Raw genomic sequence first — 16,398 nt, 5'->3', positions numbered from 1 at the left:
CGATGCCCCGGTTGGACGCACCGGGGCATCGCTTGGCCGCCACGCTGTTGAAGGGCGCCAGCCGCTATCTGGCCAAGCTCTGCCCCAGCCACCAGTTATCCTCGCGGCAAAACGTCGCATTCTCGGCCGCGTGGAGTAGGGCCGCTATTGAAAGTGCTCGTTCTCGACCTCCGCGCCCGGCAAGGCGCCGATGCCGGGCGTGCGGCGCGTCCAGGGACTCGTTTGCCAATTGTCGACCGGCTCGGTCGCCGACACGATCGGCGGCAGCGGGAACAACAGCCAGTCCGACAACGCGGCCGCGAACGGCTCGTACATGGCCCGCAATTCGGCGACCCTCTGCTCGGTCTTGCCCGACTCGTGGAAATGGACGCCGGCCTCGGCGAACAACCGCCGCAATCGCTCAAACTCTTCGGGCGGCAAACGGTCCGCCGCAGGAGCGCGCGGCGGCACCTTGAGCACCAACGACAGATCGACGACGGCGTGCCGCGCCATGGCGAACGTCAATTGTGCCTGATAACAGTCGACGTCCGTGATGCCGGCGATCATCAGAGCGCTGCCGTCGAGCACGGCCGTCAGCGCCGCCAGCCACGACTGGTTGTCGTGTTGCGAGCGGTAATAGACCAACATCGGATAGGAGAGATGGCTCTCCAAAAGCTGCGCCGCCCAACGCTCCCATTCCGCGAAGAAAGGCACTAGGCTCGAAACGCGGCCCGATCGCGCCGCCCGCAAAATGCCTTCGGCCGCGGTCGGCGGCGAGCCGGCACGGGCGTCGAGCAGCGAGATGGTGATCTCGCGCTGCGACGAGGCCTGCGAGAAGCTGGGCAGATAGCCGATGATGACCGCCAGAAAGCCGAAGCCGGTGCCCGCCTCGACCACGGCCAGCAACCGCCCCAGCGCGGCGGACGGAGCCACGTCGCCATAGCCCAGCGTGAAGAAGGTGACGCCGCTCATATAGAGATAGAGACCGAAACCTCGCTGGCGATCGTCGTTCGCCAGGCACAGCGGCGTGGCCAGCGCCCAATGCACCAGGGCGAAGCCGATGATGAGCACGGTGGCCCAGACGGCGAACAGGGCCAGCAGCGAGAACGGCCCAAACACGCTCAAAAAGTCCTGGCGGCGCTTGCCACGCGGCAGGCCGAGCGCCGCCGCTCGCCACACGCTCCAGGCCAGGCGATAAAAGAGCCGCGCCGGCCGAAACTTGCGCGTCACCCGCCGCGGCAGCACCACCGCCTCGAAGGCGTCGACCAGCACCAGCACGATCAGGACGATTCCGCCCAGCGCAAGCAGGATTTGCATTGGTAACTCCGGAGCGGCAGAAGAACCGCGGCACCATCGACGCGACGCGGAAAACACCAACCAGCCGCGCCCTATTCTAGCCGTGCGTCTGCACACGTTAAAATGGGGCCACCGTGCTACGACGACGCGAGATGCCTTTACCCGCCCACTTTCCAAGCACCGCCACGAAACCGACTGAGTTTTACGGTTATTCGCCCCTTTGCCCGAACGCGGTTGCAGCCAGCCAGCGAAGCGATATACTGTGAGTTTCCAGTTTTTCGCTGCACGAAGACGTTATCGGAGTTTTTTCATGGCCCAGGCCTGCGAAGTTTGCGGCAAGTCTCCGCAAAGAGGCAATTCGATCACCACCCGCGGCAAGGCCAAGTATCTCGGCGGCGTCGGCACCAAGATCACCGGCATCAGCCGCCGAGAATTCAAGCCCAACTTGCAGCGCATCCGCGTCACCGTGGGCGGCACGAACAAGTCGATGCGGGTCTGCACCCAGTGCATCCGCAGCGGCTCGGTCGTGAAGCTGGTCCGGGCGGCTCCCTTCAAGCTGCCGACCGACGCCGCCAAAGCCGGCAAGACCGAGAAGAAAGCCGCCAAAACGCCGTCGAAGGGTAAGAAGGCCGCTGCCAAATCATGAGCCTGTCGCGCGCCGAAGTCGAAAGGGTCTCGCTTCTGGCCCGGCTGCAGCTTACCGAGGCCGAGCTGACCGCCATGACCGAGCAACTCGGCCAGGTGCTCGGCTACATGGACTTGCTGGCCGAGCTGGATACCGAAGACGTGGAACCGATGGCCCACGCCGTCGAAATCGCCAACGTGTTCCGGCCCGACGAAGTGCGCCCCAGTTATGAGCGGTTGACCATGTTGGCCCGCGCCCCGCACACCGATGGCGAGTTTTATTTGGTGCCGGCCGTGCTGGGGGAATAGAAGGACCAGCCCCGCGCATGTCGAACCTGACCGAACTCACCGCCACGGAACTGCTGGCCGAACTTACGGCGGGCCGCGTCACTTCGGCCGAGGCCACGCAAGCGTTCGTGGACCGCATCGAAGCCCACGACAAAATGGTGGGCGCCTTCCTGCGGTTCAATTCCATCGCGGCTCTCGAACAGGCCCGACATATCGACCAGCGGCGACGCAACGGCGAACGGCTGGGCCGCTTGGCCGGCTTGCCCGTGGCCGTGAAAGATTTGCTGTGCAGCCGCGGCGAGAAGACAACTTGCGCCTCGCGCATCTTGGAGAACTTCGTGGCCCCCTACGACGCCACGGCGGTCGCCAAGTTGAAGGCGGCCGATGCGGTGCTGATCGGCCGCACGAACCTCGACGAGTTCGCCATGGGCGGCTCGACGGAGAACTCGGCCTTCCAGATGACCCGCAATCCCTGGGATCCACAGCGCACTCCGGGCGGATCCAGCGGGGGCGCGGCGGCCTGTGTGGCCGCGTCCATGGCGCCCTTGTCGATCGGCACGGATACCGGCGGCTCCATCCGGCAACCCGCGGCACTCTGCGGCGTGACGGGAATGAAGCCGACCTACGGGCGCGTGAGTCGGTTCGGCCTGGTGGCGTTCGCCAGCAGCCTCGACCAGATCGGCCCCTTGGCCCGCACGGCCCAGGACGCGGCCCTCTTGCTGGAAGTGATCGCCGGCCACGACCCCTATGATTCGACCTCCGTCGATCGGCCCGTGCCGGCCTACAGCCAGACTGTCACGCAGCCGCTCACGGGGCTGACGCTGGGCCTGGTGCGCGAGCATTTCGGCGAAGGGCTGGAGAGCGAAGTCGAGGCGGCGGTGCGCGAGGCGGTGAAGGTCTATCAGTCGCTGGGAGCGAAGGTGAAAGAGATTTCGCTGCCGCACAGCAAATATGGCGTGGCCGCCTACTACATCATCGCTCCCAGCGAAGCCTCGAGCAATCTGGCCCGCTACGACGGCGTCCACTACGGCTATCGCACTGACGAAAAGGCCATGCAGGCCGAAATGGCTGCGGAGCGAGGCCGACTGCAAGCCGCCGGCGACCAGCGTGGACTCGACGACATGGACACGCCGCTGGTCCGGCTCTATCGCCGCAGCCGGGCCGAAGGGTTTGGCGCCGAGGTCAAACGCCGCATCATCCTGGGCACCTACGCGCTGAGCGCGGGCTACGCCGACAAGTTTTATCTCAAGGCCCTCAAGGTCCGGCGGCTGATCCGCCAGGATTTCGACCGCGCCTTCCAGGAAGTCGACCTGATTGTCGGCCCGGTCACCACCAGTCCCGCTTTCAAGATCGGCGAAAAGGTGAACGACCCGTTGTCGATGTACCTGGTCGATCTCTACACGGTGACCGCGAACCTGGCGGGCATCGGCGGCATCGCCTTTCCCTGCGGCTTCAGCGCCGGCGGCCTGCCGATCGGCCTGCAGTTGCAAGGGCCGCCGTTCGAAGAAGTACGCCTGTTGCGGGCGTGTCACATGTATCAGCAGGCGACGGAGTGGCACACACGCAGGCCCGCGCTCAATGATAAAGATTAGATGGTCAACCCGGAGCGAATAAAAGGTAGACGGTAGACAGTAGACGGTAGACGGGGGTCGCGAAGCATTGGATCGAACTGCGGTGCCCCGTCTACCGTCTACCGTCTACCGTCTACCGGGACTTATCCAGTGAGCCAATCCCAGCCCTACACCACCATCATCGGCCTTGAAGTCCACGTGCAGCTTCTCACCCAGAGCAAGCTGTTCTGCGGGTGCAGCACGCGCTTCGGGGCGCCGGCCAATACGCAGACCTGTCCCGTCTGCACCGGCATGCCGGGCACGCTGCCCGTGATGAACCGCCGGGCCTTCGAGCTGGGCCTGCGCACGGCCGTGGCGCTGAACTGCCAGATCGCCAAGTACACCAAGTGGGACCGCAAGCAGTATTACTATCCCGATCTGCCGAAGGGCTATCAGATCAGCCAATACGATCTGCCCTTCAGCTCCGATGGATATCTGGAGATCGGCGATTCCAAGTGCCGCTTCGAGCGAAAACGCGTGGGCATCATCCGCGCCCACCTCGAAGAAGACGCCGGCAAGAGCATGCACGACGAGAAGTCGGGCGAGGCCGACAGCAAGATCGACCTGAACCGGGCGGGCACGCCGCTGTTGGAAATCGTGTCGCAGCCCGACATGCGGTCGCCGCTGGAGGCCGCCGCCTATCTCGACGAGCTGAAACTGCTGCTCACCTATCTGGGCGTGAGCGACTGCAACATGCAGGAGGGGAGCCTGCGCGTCGACGCCAACGTGAACCTTCACGTACATCAGCCCGACGGTCACCGCATCCCCACGCCGATCGTCGAAGTCAAGAACATGAACAGCTTTCGGGCGGTGGAGCGGGCGTTGGCCTACGAGGCCGAGCGGCAGTATGAGGTGTTTCAGCAGACGGGCCAGCGATTGGGGCAAGTGCCGAAGCAGACCCGCGGTTGGGACGACGTGGAAAACATCACCCGCGCTCAGCGGCACAAGGAAGAATCGAGCGATTATCGCTACTTTCCCGACCCCGACTTGGTGCCCGTGACGGTGACTGAGGAGCAGATTGAGGCGGTGCGCGAGGGTCTGGGTGAGTTGCCCGCCGACCTGCGGCACCGGCTGGAGCTGACGTATAACATCACGCCCTACGACAGCGACGTGATCGTGAACAAGGGCCGGCCGCTGGTCGAGTATTATCTGGAGTTGGCCGAATTGTGCGGCGACGGCAAGCTGGCGGCCAACTGGGTGACGCAAGATGTGCTGCGCGAACTTAAAGACCGCAACATCGGTCTCGAAGAGTACCGACAACGCATCGCTCAACCCGCGGGGCTAGCCGAACTGATTAAAAAAGTGGCTGCCGGAGAATTGAATACGAGTCGAGCTCGCGAGGTTTTGGCCATGGGTGTGGAAGCAGCGGCAAAAGGTGGGGCCGTGCTGTCGGGGCAGGCGATCGTCGAACTTATCAAGAGCCAAGGCATCGAAGCTGTTGACGACGGAACGCTCGTTGAATTATGTCGTGAGTTGGTGGCGGCAAATCCCAAGCTGGTGGCCGACGTGAAGGCCGGCAAGCTGCAGGCGGCAGGCGCCTTCGTCGGCCAGGCCAAGAAAAAGAACCCGAACGTCAATCCCGGCCGCGTGCGCGAGATTTGTCTGGAGCTGATCGAGAAGATATGATGAAAGACGATTCTCTCTGACCGAATCAGGGTAATTTAACGGCGTTGCAACGGTGCGCAGCGAGTAAAGCTTATGACCTCATACTCCATCGACCAATTGAGCGAAGTGACCGCTCTGGAGACGCCCGTTCGCCTTGTCGATCCTAAGACAAGTGCGGCATTTGTCTTGCTGTCCGCAGAACAGTACGAAAAAGTGCGTGCCCTGTTGGACGACGATGACTTTGACATTTCCGAGGCGTACCCCCTGATGGACGAGGTGGCACGAAGCGAGGGCTGGGATGATCCCGAAATGGACATTTACAACCAGTTTCGCGAGCCGAAAGAATGACTGTTCAACGGGGAGATGTTGTGCTTGTCGATTTTCCCTTTGCCAATGGTACCGGTTCGAAGATTCGCCCAGCGGTGGTCGTGCAGTCGGATCATAACAACGGGCGCATTGCCAATACTGTGGTCGCGATGATCACGCGCCGCACGCACAAAGCGGCGTCAGAACCGACACAACTCCTCATCGACCCCAAGACCGCTGACGGTCAGACAACCGGCCTTGCGATGGTCTCAGCGATTACATGTGAGAACCTTTTCACTGTGAACCAGCGTCGGGTCACTCGCACACTTGGAAAAGTGTCTCCCGCAACGATGCAAGCAGTCGACGACTGCCTCAAGGCCGCGCTAGCTCTGCAGTGAGGTTCACCGACCTTGAGTCGCCAGGGCTGGTTTTTTCGATCGCTCCGCGCCGCGCGTGACCTCACTCGTTTCCGAATTCCAGCCCATCTGAACAGCCGCTTACGCCACATTTCGCTTGAGGCAACCGAGAAGTTCCGGCAACGGCTGCTCGAATTCCGGCAGGAAGCCGTCGGCGGCGCTGCCGCGGACGATGAAGACCTGCAAAACCATCTCTTTCGCCGGCTCGACGATAACCGACGGCAAGTGGTTCCGTGGCTCGACGCCGCCCGATCGCTGGATGGTGCGGCCGTGCTGGAGATCGGCTGCGGCACGGGCAGCGCCACCGTCGCGCTCGCCGAGCAAGGTGCGCGGGTGACGGCGGTCGATCTCGACCCGCGGGCCATCCGCGTCGCCGAAGAGCGCTGCCGCCTGTATGGCGTCGAGGCGACGTTCTTCGCCGCCAATGCCGCCGAACTGAGCGGACCGATCGCGGAACAGCGCTTCGATTTCATCCTTTTTTTCGCCTCGCTGGAGCACATGACGCACCCGGAGCGGATGGCGGCGATGGCCCGAACTTGGCAAATGTTGCCGCCCGGCGGGCTGTGGGGCGTGATCGAGACGCCTAACCGTCTCTGGTATTACGACCACCACACGGCCCACCTGAACTTCTTCCTCTGGCTCTCCGACGAGCTGGCGGCCGACTATGTGCGCTTCAGTCCCCGTGACGACGTCCGAGAACAAATCGGCGGCGCGGAAAACCGGCCGTTGGCGCTCTGTCGGGCGGGCCGGGGAGTGAGCTTTCACGAATTCGATCTGGCACTGGGACCTTCACGAAATCTGAATGTCGTCAGCAGCATGCCGCTCTTCTATCGCCAGCGCGACTTGGCCCTGCGGCTGCAATGGAGGCTGTCACGCGACTGCCGGTTCGAGCGCTTTCTCGCCGAGCTCTGCGCGGATCTCCATCGCGGCTTCCTGCAGCCCACGCTCTACCTGCTGATCCGTAAGCCGTAGCTGCAAGGCGTAAGGTGGGGCAAGCTCGCCGGCCAACCTTACGTCCAAGTTCCCCATCAAGGGCCGCGCCCGTATTCCCAACGTTTGTGAATCGGCTGCCGGAACCGGGCGTGAACCTGGTTGCCTTGGTCCAGATAGTTCCTGAAGGTGTACGTGCCCGTGCTCGACACGCGCAGGTTCGCGCCGGGACGCACCGAGAGCTCCGAGCGGACGAAGTCTTCGATGTCGCTAGCACCCGACGAATCTACGTCGTCGGCCGAGATCGAACCGTTCAGGTCGCGACCGCGATAGCGGCGCGGATCGACGTCGCGCTGCAACGGATAGACGTCGTTGGTCCGAACGCCGCGGCCGTACCCATCGTGGAATTCTTCTACGCCGCGGCGCGAATAGCCGTTCGCCAAGGCGCTGGCCCGGCCGGCCTGGTCGAGGTAGCCGGGCGAATCGTACCGGTCAACGCCGCCGTAGTAATGCCGGTAGACCGGCGCGCCGGCATAGTCGTTGCGAATGACCCCGTCGTCACGATATCGGGGCCGGCGCCGCGCACGCGGCGGCGGCGCCTCTTCGCGCGGCGGCCCAGACCGCCGCCGCGTCTCCGGCACATAGGGATAGGCCTCGCTGTAACTGCGGTCGTCGTCGAACACCTGGTCGCGATAGCGATGGCCATACTGGTCGCGGTCAAAAAAGTCGCTGGGACCACGGTCCGCCTGACCGAGGGCCGACGCCGCCGCGAACACAGAAATCGCGGCGACCAGAGAAGTCCGCCGGACCGCCGCCTGAATCCCAAATCGAGTTCCCATGCCGCTGCACCTCCCTTAAAAAGATAACCACCCGCACGCCCGGCCTCACTTTCGTGCAAAAAACAGGCCAGTCGGTCGGCGCATCCCGAATTGGCTCCCATCGCTAAAATGCCGGCCTCGTTCAATAAACAAACCCTCAGGTACGCCTTATGAAGCTCGCTCGAATCGCCCTGTTGCTTTTCATGGTTTGTGCGTGTGCCGCTCCGGCCTCAGGCTGGAACAGCACCGGCCACATGGCCGTCGCCTTGCTGGCTTGGAAGCGGCTCGACCCGGCGCAACGGCAGGCCGCCCACCGATTACTCGCCGCCCATCCACACTATGCGCGGTATCTCACGCAGCAGCGGCCCGACGATGTGCCGATCGACGAGTGGGCCTTTCTGCGGGCGGCGACCTGGCCCGACTGGGTCCGCGAGAGCCGCGAACACCACGAGCGCGATTTGGCCGCGTATCATCATGCGAACTGGCATTACATCAATCTTCCTTTCGTGGCGCCGGAGCAAGCCCGCGAGTTTGCCGCGGCCGATTTGCGGCCGGAGGCGCCCAACGTGATCACCGCCTTGAACGAGGCCTGGGAATCGCTGAACAGCGGTGAAGGCGGTCCGCAGGAGCAGGCGATCCACTTCTGCTGGGTGCTGCACTTGGTGGGCGACATTCACCAACCGCTGCACTGCGCCAGTCTGGTTTCGCGGCGCTTTCCGCCGCCCAAGGGAGACGAGGGGGGCAATCTTGTGGCGATCAATCCGCACAAGCGCGCCGAGCCGCTGCACACGTTCTGGGACCACTTATTGGGCACCAATACGCACGCGCGGGCTTTGGAAGAGCTGGCCAAGCGCATCGAAGCCGGCGCGGAATCGGACCGCGACCTGGCCGCCCGCTTCCGCAGCCACGAGACGGTGCAATCGTGGGCCGATGAGAGCTATCAGGCGGCGGTGGAATTCGCCTATCTCAACGGCCGGTTGCCGATCGTCGATTACCGCCTGGTCGAACGCAAAGAAGTGGACGTGCATGAGGTGCCCGTCTTACCGGCCGGTTATGCGGCCACGGCCCGCGACGTCGCCCACCGCCAAGCGGCCCTGGGCGGTCGACGGCTGGCGGCGGTGGTGCAACAAATCCTCAAGCGGTAGACCGCTGACAAAGCGCGAGCGCATAAAACCGCCCGCGGGCCACCATGAGCGGCCCGCGGGCGTTGCTCGAATTACCTCTCCAACACTGCTCGGCACGCGCTACGACGTGACGGGCCGGTTGGCGTTGCTGTAGAACTGGCCGCTTTCGAGGATCAGCAACTGGATGTCGTCCCAGTTTCCGTTGCCCGCCAGCGAAGCGAAGAAGCCGTCGTTGCCCTGCGGCGAGCTGCCATACGCTCCCTCCAGATAGAGGTTTTCCCAACCGGCGCCGGTGAGCAGCGCCAGCTCGGTCATTCCAGTGCCGGCCGTCGTGCCCGGCGCGGTCAACGGCGTGCTGGCCGTGCCGCCCGCCGCCGGATAGAAGCTGTCGAGCAGGTCGTGCGCGGCTTCTTTCGTGGTCAGCAAATCGCGGACGATGCCGTCGCGGTCGCCGGCACCGCGGGTCTTGAGCTCGTTCGTCCAGAACGTCAGGCCGCCGCCGTCAGCCGGGCGTCCCAAGATGTCCATATAAAGGGCGTTGATCCAGCCTTGGGGCGTGCTGCCCGAGTCGAGGTAGAACTCGTCCGAACCGTACAGCGCGGCGATGATGAACTTTTCATCGGCGCTGCCGGCGTTCTGCCCCGGCGTGCCCGGCTGACCCATCTTGCCGGTCCAGAAGGCCAAACCGCCGGCATCCGGCGCGCGGTGCAGAATGACGTTGTATGCGGTCGTGATGTAGTGGATCGCATACTCGGGCGAGTTCATGAAGGCCTGAATCACCTGCTGCCGACCCGCGGCGTTGTCGTGCGCGCTGAGGTAAGAGAGCCAGAAGGCCTCGCCGGAGGAGTCGGGCTCGCGGCCCAACAACTCGCGATAGAGGTTCCGCACGAACGTCTGCTCCGTTCCGTCGCCCGGCACGCCGGACAAGAACCCGACGCCGGTGACGACGGTGGTCGTGCTGACGGTGATCGGGAACGCGGAGGTGATCGCCACGCCGCCGTTGAAATTCGTGGCGGAGACGCTGGCAGTGTTGGTCACGGTTGTCCCGGCCAAGGAGCTGCCGACCGTGACCACGATCGTGATGGTGTCCGTGGCTGAGGCGGCCAATGAGCCAATGGCTTCGCTGAGCGTGCCGTTGGTGTTGGTCACCGTCCCGCCCAGCGAGTCCGTCGCCGAAACAAACGTCTCGCCGGCCGGCAGCGTGTCGGTAAACGCCGTGGTCGTGGCCGCGAGGTTGCCGGTGTTGGAGATCGTAACGGTATACGTCTCGGTGCCGCCGGCGGCGATCGTCGCCGGCGTGCCGGTCTTGGCGATCGTCAGCACAGGGGCCGGGGCGGGGGCGGACACGGTGATGGTTGCCGTGGCCGTCGCACTGGCCGTGCCCGGCGCGTCGTCTTTCAGGACGATAGTGACCGTTTCCGTACCAGTCGTGCTGTAAACATGGCTTCCCGCCACGGTGAGCGTGCCGCTGGCCAGACTCACCGTACCCGTGCTGCTGGTGCTGTCGCCCCAGTTGATCGTGGCCGTAAAGTCACTTGCCGGGTTGGTGGGATAGCCGGTGTTGGTGAACGTAGCCACCGTACCGCTGAAGGTGCCGTTTTCCGTGGCGGTAGCCGTGACCGCCGTGCCTGCCGCCAGCACATCGGCCTCGGCCGCGCCGGCCGTGCCGGTAGCGGTGCCCGTGGCAGTGCTCGGCGTGGTCTGGGTCAAGACGACCGAGGCAGCACCGGCCGACACTTCATCGGCGTAGAGGTGGCTGCCGCCGACCGTGAAGCTGCCCGCCGAGCCGGTGACCGTGCCCGCCGTTGCGCTGCTGCCATCGCCCCAGTTGATCGTGGCCGTAAAGTCACTGGCCACGGCGCTGCCATCCGTGTCGCTGAAGGTGGCCACGGCCGTGCTGCTGAAGGTCGTACCTTCGGTGGCGGTGATGGTGGGCCCACTCACGGCCGTAATTACCGGGACGGCCGTGCTGGCCACGGTGAACGTCGCGGTAGCCGTGGCGCTGGCCGTGCCCGGCGAGTCGTCGGAGATGACGACGGTTGCGGTGTCGGTGCCCGTCGCGGCGTAAGTGTGGGTCCCTTGAACGGTCAGCGTGCCTCCCGAGAGACTCACCGCACCCGCGCTGCTGTTGCCGTCGCCCCAGTGGATCTCGGCCGTAAAGTCGCTGGCCGGGTTGGCGGGATAGCCGGTGTTGCTGAAGGTGGCCACCGTGCCGCTGAAGGGCGAAGCGGTCGCGACGGTGTATGTAGCCGAAGGGCCGGCGGTCAGCGCGTCGCCCTCGGCCACAGTTGCATTGGCGGTGAGCGAGGCCATGGCCGTGCCGGGCGCGTCATCGGTCGCGGTAATGGTGACCGTGAAAGCGCCTTCATCTTTGTAGACGTGAGTGCCGCTGACGGTCATGGCCGCCAGGGTGCCACCCGGCGTGACGGTGCTCAGCGAGCTGCCGTCGCCCCAGTTGATGGTGGCCGAGAAATCGCTGGGCGCGTTGCCCAAGTAGCCGGTGGCGGCAAAGACGGCCGTCGCCGTGGCGGTCGCGCCCTCGGTCGTGGAAATCGGCGGAGCGCTAACGGCCGTTAGCGTATCGGCCTCGGCCGCGCTGGCCGTGCCGGTGGCCACGCCTGTGGCGGTGTTGGGCGTGGTCTCGGTCAAGGTGACCGTGGCGGTGCCTGTCGCCAGTTCATCCGAGTAGAGGTGACTGCCGCCGACGGTGAACGTGCCCGCCGAGCCGGTGACCGTGCCCGCCGTTGCGCTGCTGCCGTCGCCCCAGTTGATGGCGGCCGTAAAGTCGCTGGCCACCGCGGTGTGGTCGGTGTCGCTGAACGTGGCCACGGCCGTGCTGCTGAAGGCCGTGCCTTCGGTGGCGCTGATGGTGGGTGTGGTCACGGGCGTGATCGTGGCGGCGGCCGGCGCACTGACCGTGATCGTGGCGGTGGTCGTGGCCGAGGCGGTGCCCGGCGCTTCGTCGTGCAGCACGACGGTCGCCGTTTCCGGACCCGCAGTGGTGTAAACATGGCTCCCCGTCACGCTCAGCGTGCCGCCCGACCCCGTGATCGAGCCGCCGGCGCCGGTGACGGTGCTCGACGCGCCGTCGCCCCAGTTGATCACGGCCGAGAAGTCGCTGGTCGGGTTGGCGGTGTAGCTGGTGGTAAACGTGGCCACGTGGCCCGTGAAGGTGCTGTTCGCCGTGGCGGTGGCCGTGACCGCCGTGGCGGCGGCCGTCAGCGTATCGGCTTCGGACACGGCGGCGGTGCCGGTGGCGACGGCGGTGGCCGTACCCGGCGAGCCGTCACTCAAGAGGACCGTGGCGGTGGTTCCCGCCGACATTTCGTCGGTATAGAGGTGAGTGCCGCCGACGGTGAGCGCGGCGCCCGTGCCGGTGACGGTGCCCGCGCTCATCGAGCCATCGCCCCAGGCGATCGTGGCCGTGAAGTCGCTGGCCGCGTTGCTGGCATAGCTGCTGCTGAACGTGGCCAAGGCAGCGCTGGTAAAGGTCGTGCCTTCGGTGGCGCTGATGGCCGGCGTCGTCAGGGCCGTCAGCGTATCGGCTTCGGACACGGCGGCGGTGCCGGTGGCGACGGCGGTGGCCGTACCCGGCGAGTCGTCGCTCAAGAGGACCGTGGCGGTGGTTCCCGCCGCCAGTTCATCGGTATAGAGGTGAGTGCCGCCGACGGTCAGCGTGCCGGCGGAGCCAGTGACGGTGCCCGCCGTTGCGCTGCTGCCGTCGCCCCAGTCGATCGTGGCCGAGAAGTCGCTGGTCGGGTTGGCGGCGTAGCTGGTGGTGAACGTGGCCAGCGCGGTGCTGCTGAAGGCCGTTCCTTCGGTGGCGCCGATCGTGGGCGTGCTCTTGATCGTCAGCGTGTCGGCCTCGCTTATGGTGGCCGCGGCAGTCCCGGAATTCGAGGTCGAATCGAAGGTGTCGCTGACCGTGACGGTGGCCGTGCCGGCCAGTTCGTCCAGATAGGTGTGCGTGCCCGTGACGGTGAAAGGGCTCGCCGCGCCGCTGACGGCGCCGGCGCTAACGCTGCCGTCGCCCCAAGCAATGGTCGCGGTAAAAGGTCCGGTATCCGAGGCCGTGAAGGTGGCCGTTTCGGTGGCCACCGTGCCTTCGGCTACGGAGATCGCCTGGGGCGTCACCGCGGTGATCGACAACATCAACCTCGTTTCCAGGGATTCGGCTCGCCCCTGAAAACTAAGCCGGCGGCGGTTGCTGCTGCTTTTTGTGTTTGACTTGCTGCTCTTTTTCTTCCGTAGCGGGTTGCGGGGCCATGTCTGCATGATTGGTTCCTCCGGGTGCGAAAATAAGGTGTTAGTCAGTTAACGTTCGAAGCAGAAAAAAACTCCACCGGTGTTCGTGCCGGTTTCTGGCGGGCATACCGTTGCCTTCCATGGGCTAGACCCAGCAGCCTTCCACGGCTGCCGCAGTACCCCACTGGAAATGGCCCCGCGTGGGGCGGAAGATTTTGCCGCCACGCGCTGGCTGGCAAAATAGGAAAGTAACGCTGGCCGTAATGATAATCGGAACTGCGAGGATTGCAAGTACCTATCTTGAAAATTTTAGGACCGGCCGTTTCCGCGGGTTTTTGCGGATCTTAGATCGCAGCCGGGCGGCTTGGCAACCGGCGTGGCCGCAAATAAACTTGAGGATTCGCATCCTCTCCGGGGTGGGCAATCCGGCTCACGCTTTTCCATGCAATCAGTCCGCGAGTTCGAGGGGCAAGTATCCGCCTTGGTCGTCGGTGACGTAATGCTCGACCGCCGCATCGCCGGCCACGTCGATCGCATTTCGCCCGAAGCGCCCGTGCCCGTGGTCAATGTGCGACAGGAACATTGCTGCGCCGGCGGCGCCGGACACGTGGCGGCATCGCTGGCCGGCCTGGGCTGCCGGGCGACGTTGGCCGGCGTGATCGGTGTCGACGCCGATGGCCAAACGCTGCGCGAGATCCTTTCTCAGAACGCCCTGCTGACCGACGAGCTGTATGCGGCCCCGCTGGCCACCACCATCTCCAAGACCCGCATCATCGCCGGCGCCTTTCAGCAGCTCGTCAGGCTCGACCGCGAAGGATCCCGCGAAGCCTTGACTGCGGCCGCTGCCGAAATCGCCCCGCGGCTGTTGTCTGAAGTTGCCAATCATGGCGTGGTGGTGTTGGCCGACTATGACAAGGGCACCCTCGACGACGGCTTGCTGCGGCGACTGATCGGGCATTGCCGCGACACCGGAGTACCCTGCCTGGTCGACGGCAAAAAGCACGATTTCGCGTCCTATGCCGGCGCGACCTTGTTGGCCCCCAACCAAATGGAAGCCGAACGGGCCCTCAGCCGGCGCATCCAAGGCGACGACGACTTCGCCGCCGCCGCCGCCGAATTGCGCGAGCGGCTCGCGCTCGATACCATGGTGGTCACGCGCGGCCCCGACGGCATGACGGTCGCCTCCGAACATGGCGTCGCGCATATTCCCGCCGAGGCCCGCGAAGTGGCCGACGTCACGGGTGCGGGCGACACGGTCGTGGCGGTCTTGGCGGCCTGCCTGGCCGCGGGATGGGAGATGGAATCGGCCTGCCGATTGTCGGTGCTGGCGGCGGGCATCGCGGTCGGCAAGCCGGGCACCTATGTCGTCCACGCGGCCGAGCTCGACGCGGTCTACCGCGGGCTGTCGCCGAAGGTGCTCGACTGGGCCGGCGCCAAGAAGCTGGTGCAGGCGGCCCAGCAGCACGGCAAGCGGGTGGTGTTCACCAACGGCTGCTTCGATCTTCTGCACGCGGGACACCTCTCGTGCCTGGAGCGTTCGCGGCAGCTCGGCGAGGTGCTGGTGGTGGGGCTGAATTCCGACAGTTCGGTGAAGGCCAACAAAGGCCCCACGCGGCCGGTGATCTCGCACGACCACCGCGCCGCGCTCTTGGCCGGCCTGGCGTGTGTCGATGCCGTGGTCATTTTCGACGAAGAGCGGCCGGAACAGTTGGTGCGGCATCTGGCTCCCGACATTTTAGTGAAGGGCGACGATTACACGGCTGCGCAAATCGCGGGGGCCGATTTCGTGATCGGCCGCGGCGGCAAAGTGGTCACCTTGCCGCTCGTGCCGGGCCTGAGCACCACGCGCCTGCTTGAAAGCCAGCGGGCCACTTGATTGATTTTGGATTCTGGATTGTCGATTTTGGATTGAACGAATCCAAAATCGAAAATCCAAAATCCAAAATGGCAACGTCATTGCTTCTCCCAGCAAGCGACAAACACGGGGTTGAGTGCCTCCAACCGGTGCAGGTTCAGAATCGGCCGAGTGCGGCTGATCTGCACGAGCGTCACGTCGTCGGCCGGCACTTCGCCCAGGTTTTCCAGCGTGGCCACGTTGATCGCCAGCCGCCCGCCGGCGGTCAGACGCTCGCGGCAGAGGCGCACCAGCTCCGCCATTTCGCCGCCGCTGCCGCCAATGAACACCGCATCGGGGTCGGGCAAATCCGTCAGCGCCGCGGGAGCGATGCCATGCACGACCGTGACCTGCGGCGTCTCGAATTTCTCGATGTTGCGGCGGATGATCTCGCAATCTTCCTTGTTCTTCTCGATGGCCCACACCTTGGCTCCCAGTAGGGCCGCCTCGATCGATACCGAGCCGGATCCGGCCCCGATGTCCCACACGAGGTTGCCCGGCCGCAGCCGCAGCTTCGCCAGGCTGAGCACGCGGACTTCCGTCTTGGTGATCAGTCCCTTCAGCGGCTGCCGCTGATAAAAAGCCTCTTCTGGAATGCCGAACGTCCAGTCGCGGCGATGGATCGCCGGCGTTTGAGCCTGCTTGATGAGCACCAGCACGTTGAGCGGCGCAAACGAGCGCTCGGCCAGCTCCGCCAGGTCACACGATGTGACCCGCTCGTCGCTGCCGCCCAGGTTCTCGCACACGTGGGCGCGGAATCCGCCGATGCCGGCCTTCAATAGCTCGCGGGCGATCCGGCCGGGCGTGTTCTCGTCGTCGGTGAAAATGCCAACCTTCTTGGCGTCGCGAATGACGTCCATCGCGTCTTCGATCGGCTTGGCGTGGCAGCTTACCAGGGCCGCGTCGTGCCACGATTCTTTCAGTCGGGCGAAGGCGAGCTGCATCGACGAAATGTTCGGCAGCACCTCCAGCCGGTCGCGGCCGACCTTCGTGGCCAGATAGCCGGCGATGCCATAAAACAGCGGATCGCCCGATGCGAGCACGACCACGCGCCGCGTTTCGACTTGCAGCCGGGCGGCGATCTCTTTCAGATTGTCGCGTATCGCCAGCTTTTCGGCCTGGTGATCGGCGAAGAACCCCAGGTGCCGCTCGCCGCCCAGCAGCAGTTCGGCTTCCGACACCCGTCGCAGAGCTTCGCGCGAGAGGCTCTCGGCGCCGTTATCACCGATGCCGACGACGACGATTTTTACGATCATGTTCTCA

13 protein-coding genes are annotated in these 16,398 nt (G+C 64.9%); 9 read left to right on the top strand and 4 right to left on the bottom strand.

Features of this window, described 5'->3' with window-relative positions; genetic code table 11:
* Window positions 1-144: 144 nt before the first annotated feature.
* Window positions 145-1,296, bottom strand: a complete 1,152-nt coding sequence (locus VNH11_32000) for a potassium channel family protein (GenBank protein ID HVA51007.1) — start codon at window positions 1,294-1,296, stop codon at window positions 145-147.
* Window positions 1,297-1,585: 289 nt separating this feature from the next.
* Here VNH11_32000 and rpmB point away from each other — a divergent pair, with 289 nt between their 5' ends.
* The 7 genes from rpmB to VNH11_31965 all read left to right on the top strand — a co-directional run bounded on the left by rpmB (window position 1,586) and on the right by VNH11_31965 (window position 7,096).
* Window positions 1,586-1,921, top strand: coding sequence for a 50S ribosomal protein L28 (gene rpmB, locus VNH11_31995; protein ID HVA51006.1), 336 nt, complete (start codon window positions 1,586-1,588; stop codon window positions 1,919-1,921).
* Window positions 1,918-2,208: an Asp-tRNA(Asn)/Glu-tRNA(Gln) amidotransferase subunit GatC gene (gatC, locus tag VNH11_31990; GenBank protein HVA51005.1), complete on the top strand. Its 291-nt coding sequence runs from the start codon at window positions 1,918-1,920 to the stop codon at window positions 2,206-2,208. The genes rpmB and gatC overlap by 4 nt, the downstream gene beginning before the upstream one ends.
* Window positions 2,209-2,225: 17 nt before the next feature.
* Window positions 2,226-3,779: an Asp-tRNA(Asn)/Glu-tRNA(Gln) amidotransferase subunit GatA gene (gene gatA / locus VNH11_31985; GenBank protein HVA51004.1), complete on the top strand. Its 1,554-nt coding sequence runs from the start codon at window positions 2,226-2,228 to the stop codon at window positions 3,777-3,779.
* A 129-nt stretch (window positions 3,780-3,908) separates the two neighbouring features.
* The gene (gatB, locus tag VNH11_31980; protein ID HVA51003.1) at window positions 3,909-5,423 is read left to right on the top strand and encodes an Asp-tRNA(Asn)/Glu-tRNA(Gln) amidotransferase subunit GatB; all 1,515 of its coding nucleotides are present in this window, start codon (window positions 3,909-3,911) and stop codon (window positions 5,421-5,423) included.
* Window positions 5,424-5,495: 72 nt separating this feature from the next.
* Entirely contained in the window at window positions 5,496-5,750 is a 255-nt protein-coding gene (locus tag VNH11_31975) for a hypothetical protein (protein ID HVA51002.1), read from the top strand.
* Window positions 5,747-6,106 (top strand): type II toxin-antitoxin system PemK/MazF family toxin, encoded by a 360-nt coding sequence (locus VNH11_31970; GenBank protein HVA51001.1) that lies wholly within the window; start codon window positions 5,747-5,749, stop codon window positions 6,104-6,106. Before VNH11_31975 ends, VNH11_31970 begins: the two co-directional genes overlap by 4 nt.
* Before the next feature lie 12 nt (window positions 6,107-6,118).
* Window positions 6,119-7,096: a methyltransferase domain-containing protein gene (locus VNH11_31965; GenBank protein HVA51000.1), complete on the top strand. Its 978-nt coding sequence runs from the start codon at window positions 6,119-6,121 to the stop codon at window positions 7,094-7,096.
* Between the two features lie 56 nt (window positions 7,097-7,152).
* Here the strand turns inward: VNH11_31965 and VNH11_31960 are convergent, their stop codons facing one another.
* Window positions 7,153-7,893, bottom strand: a complete 741-nt coding sequence (locus VNH11_31960; GenBank protein ID HVA50999.1) for a hypothetical protein — start codon at window positions 7,891-7,893, stop codon at window positions 7,153-7,155.
* A gap of 149 nt (window positions 7,894-8,042) precedes the next feature.
* Here VNH11_31960 and VNH11_31955 point away from each other — a divergent pair, with 149 nt between their 5' ends.
* Window positions 8,043-9,017 (top strand): S1/P1 nuclease, encoded by a 975-nt coding sequence (locus VNH11_31955; GenBank protein ID HVA50998.1) that lies wholly within the window; start codon window positions 8,043-8,045, stop codon window positions 9,015-9,017.
* Window positions 9,018-9,116: 99 nt separating this feature from the next.
* Here the strand turns inward: VNH11_31955 and VNH11_31950 are convergent, their stop codons facing one another.
* Window positions 9,117-13,148 (bottom strand): DUF4214 domain-containing protein, encoded by a 4,032-nt coding sequence (locus VNH11_31950; GenBank protein HVA50997.1) that lies wholly within the window; start codon window positions 13,146-13,148, stop codon window positions 9,117-9,119.
* A gap of 535 nt (window positions 13,149-13,683) precedes the next feature.
* Here VNH11_31950 and VNH11_31945 point away from each other — a divergent pair.
* Window positions 13,684-15,117: a bifunctional heptose 7-phosphate kinase/heptose 1-phosphate adenyltransferase gene (locus VNH11_31945; GenBank protein ID HVA50996.1), complete on the top strand. Its 1,434-nt coding sequence runs from the start codon at window positions 13,684-13,686 to the stop codon at window positions 15,115-15,117.
* A 77-nt stretch (window positions 15,118-15,194) separates the two neighbouring features.
* Here VNH11_31945 and cbiE read toward each other — a convergent pair whose 3' ends face one another.
* Window positions 15,195-16,391 carry a precorrin-6y C5,15-methyltransferase (decarboxylating) subunit CbiE gene (cbiE, locus tag VNH11_31940; GenBank protein ID HVA50995.1) on the bottom strand — a complete coding sequence of 399 codons (1,197 nt, stop codon included), beginning with the start codon at window positions 16,389-16,391 and terminating at the stop codon, window positions 15,195-15,197.
* Between the last annotated feature and the right edge of the window lie 7 nt (window positions 16,392-16,398).

This window comes from Pirellulales bacterium (genome assembly GCA_035533075.1).
In the GTDB taxonomy this organism is placed as follows: Bacteria; Planctomycetota; Planctomycetia; order Pirellulales; family JAICIG01; genus DASSFG01.
The sequence above is the reverse complement of the archived record's forward strand: the minus strand, read 5'-3'. Positions and strand labels throughout refer to the sequence as shown.

Excerpts from the sequence above, each read along its gene's own strand:
- VNH11_31950 (HVA50997.1), bottom strand. The coding sequence starts at position 13,148 with ATGTTGTCGATCACCGCGGTGACGCCCCAGGCGATCTCCGTAGCCGAA.
- VNH11_31960 (HVA50999.1), bottom strand. The coding sequence starts at position 7,893 with ATGGGAACTCGATTTGGGATTCAGGCGGCGGTCCGGCGGACTTCTCTG.
- VNH11_31970 (HVA51001.1), top strand. The coding sequence starts at position 5,747 with ATGACTGTTCAACGGGGAGATGTTGTGCTTGTCGATTTTCCCTTTGCC.
- VNH11_31945 (HVA50996.1), top strand. The coding sequence starts at position 13,684 with ATGCAATCAGTCCGCGAGTTCGAGGGGCAAGTATCCGCCTTGGTCGTC.
- VNH11_31975 (HVA51002.1), top strand. The coding sequence starts at position 5,496 with ATGACCTCATACTCCATCGACCAATTGAGCGAAGTGACCGCTCTGGAG.
- VNH11_32000 (HVA51007.1), bottom strand. The coding sequence starts at position 1,296 with ATGCAAATCCTGCTTGCGCTGGGCGGAATCGTCCTGATCGTGCTGGTG.
- gatA (HVA51004.1), top strand. The coding sequence starts at position 2,226 with ATGTCGAACCTGACCGAACTCACCGCCACGGAACTGCTGGCCGAACTT.
- gatC (HVA51005.1), top strand. The coding sequence starts at position 1,918 with ATGAGCCTGTCGCGCGCCGAAGTCGAAAGGGTCTCGCTTCTGGCCCGG.
- rpmB (HVA51006.1), top strand. The coding sequence starts at position 1,586 with ATGGCCCAGGCCTGCGAAGTTTGCGGCAAGTCTCCGCAAAGAGGCAAT.
- VNH11_31955 (HVA50998.1), top strand. The coding sequence starts at position 8,043 with ATGAAGCTCGCTCGAATCGCCCTGTTGCTTTTCATGGTTTGTGCGTGT.
- cbiE (HVA50995.1), bottom strand. The coding sequence starts at position 16,391 with ATGATCGTAAAAATCGTCGTCGTCGGCATCGGTGATAACGGCGCCGAG.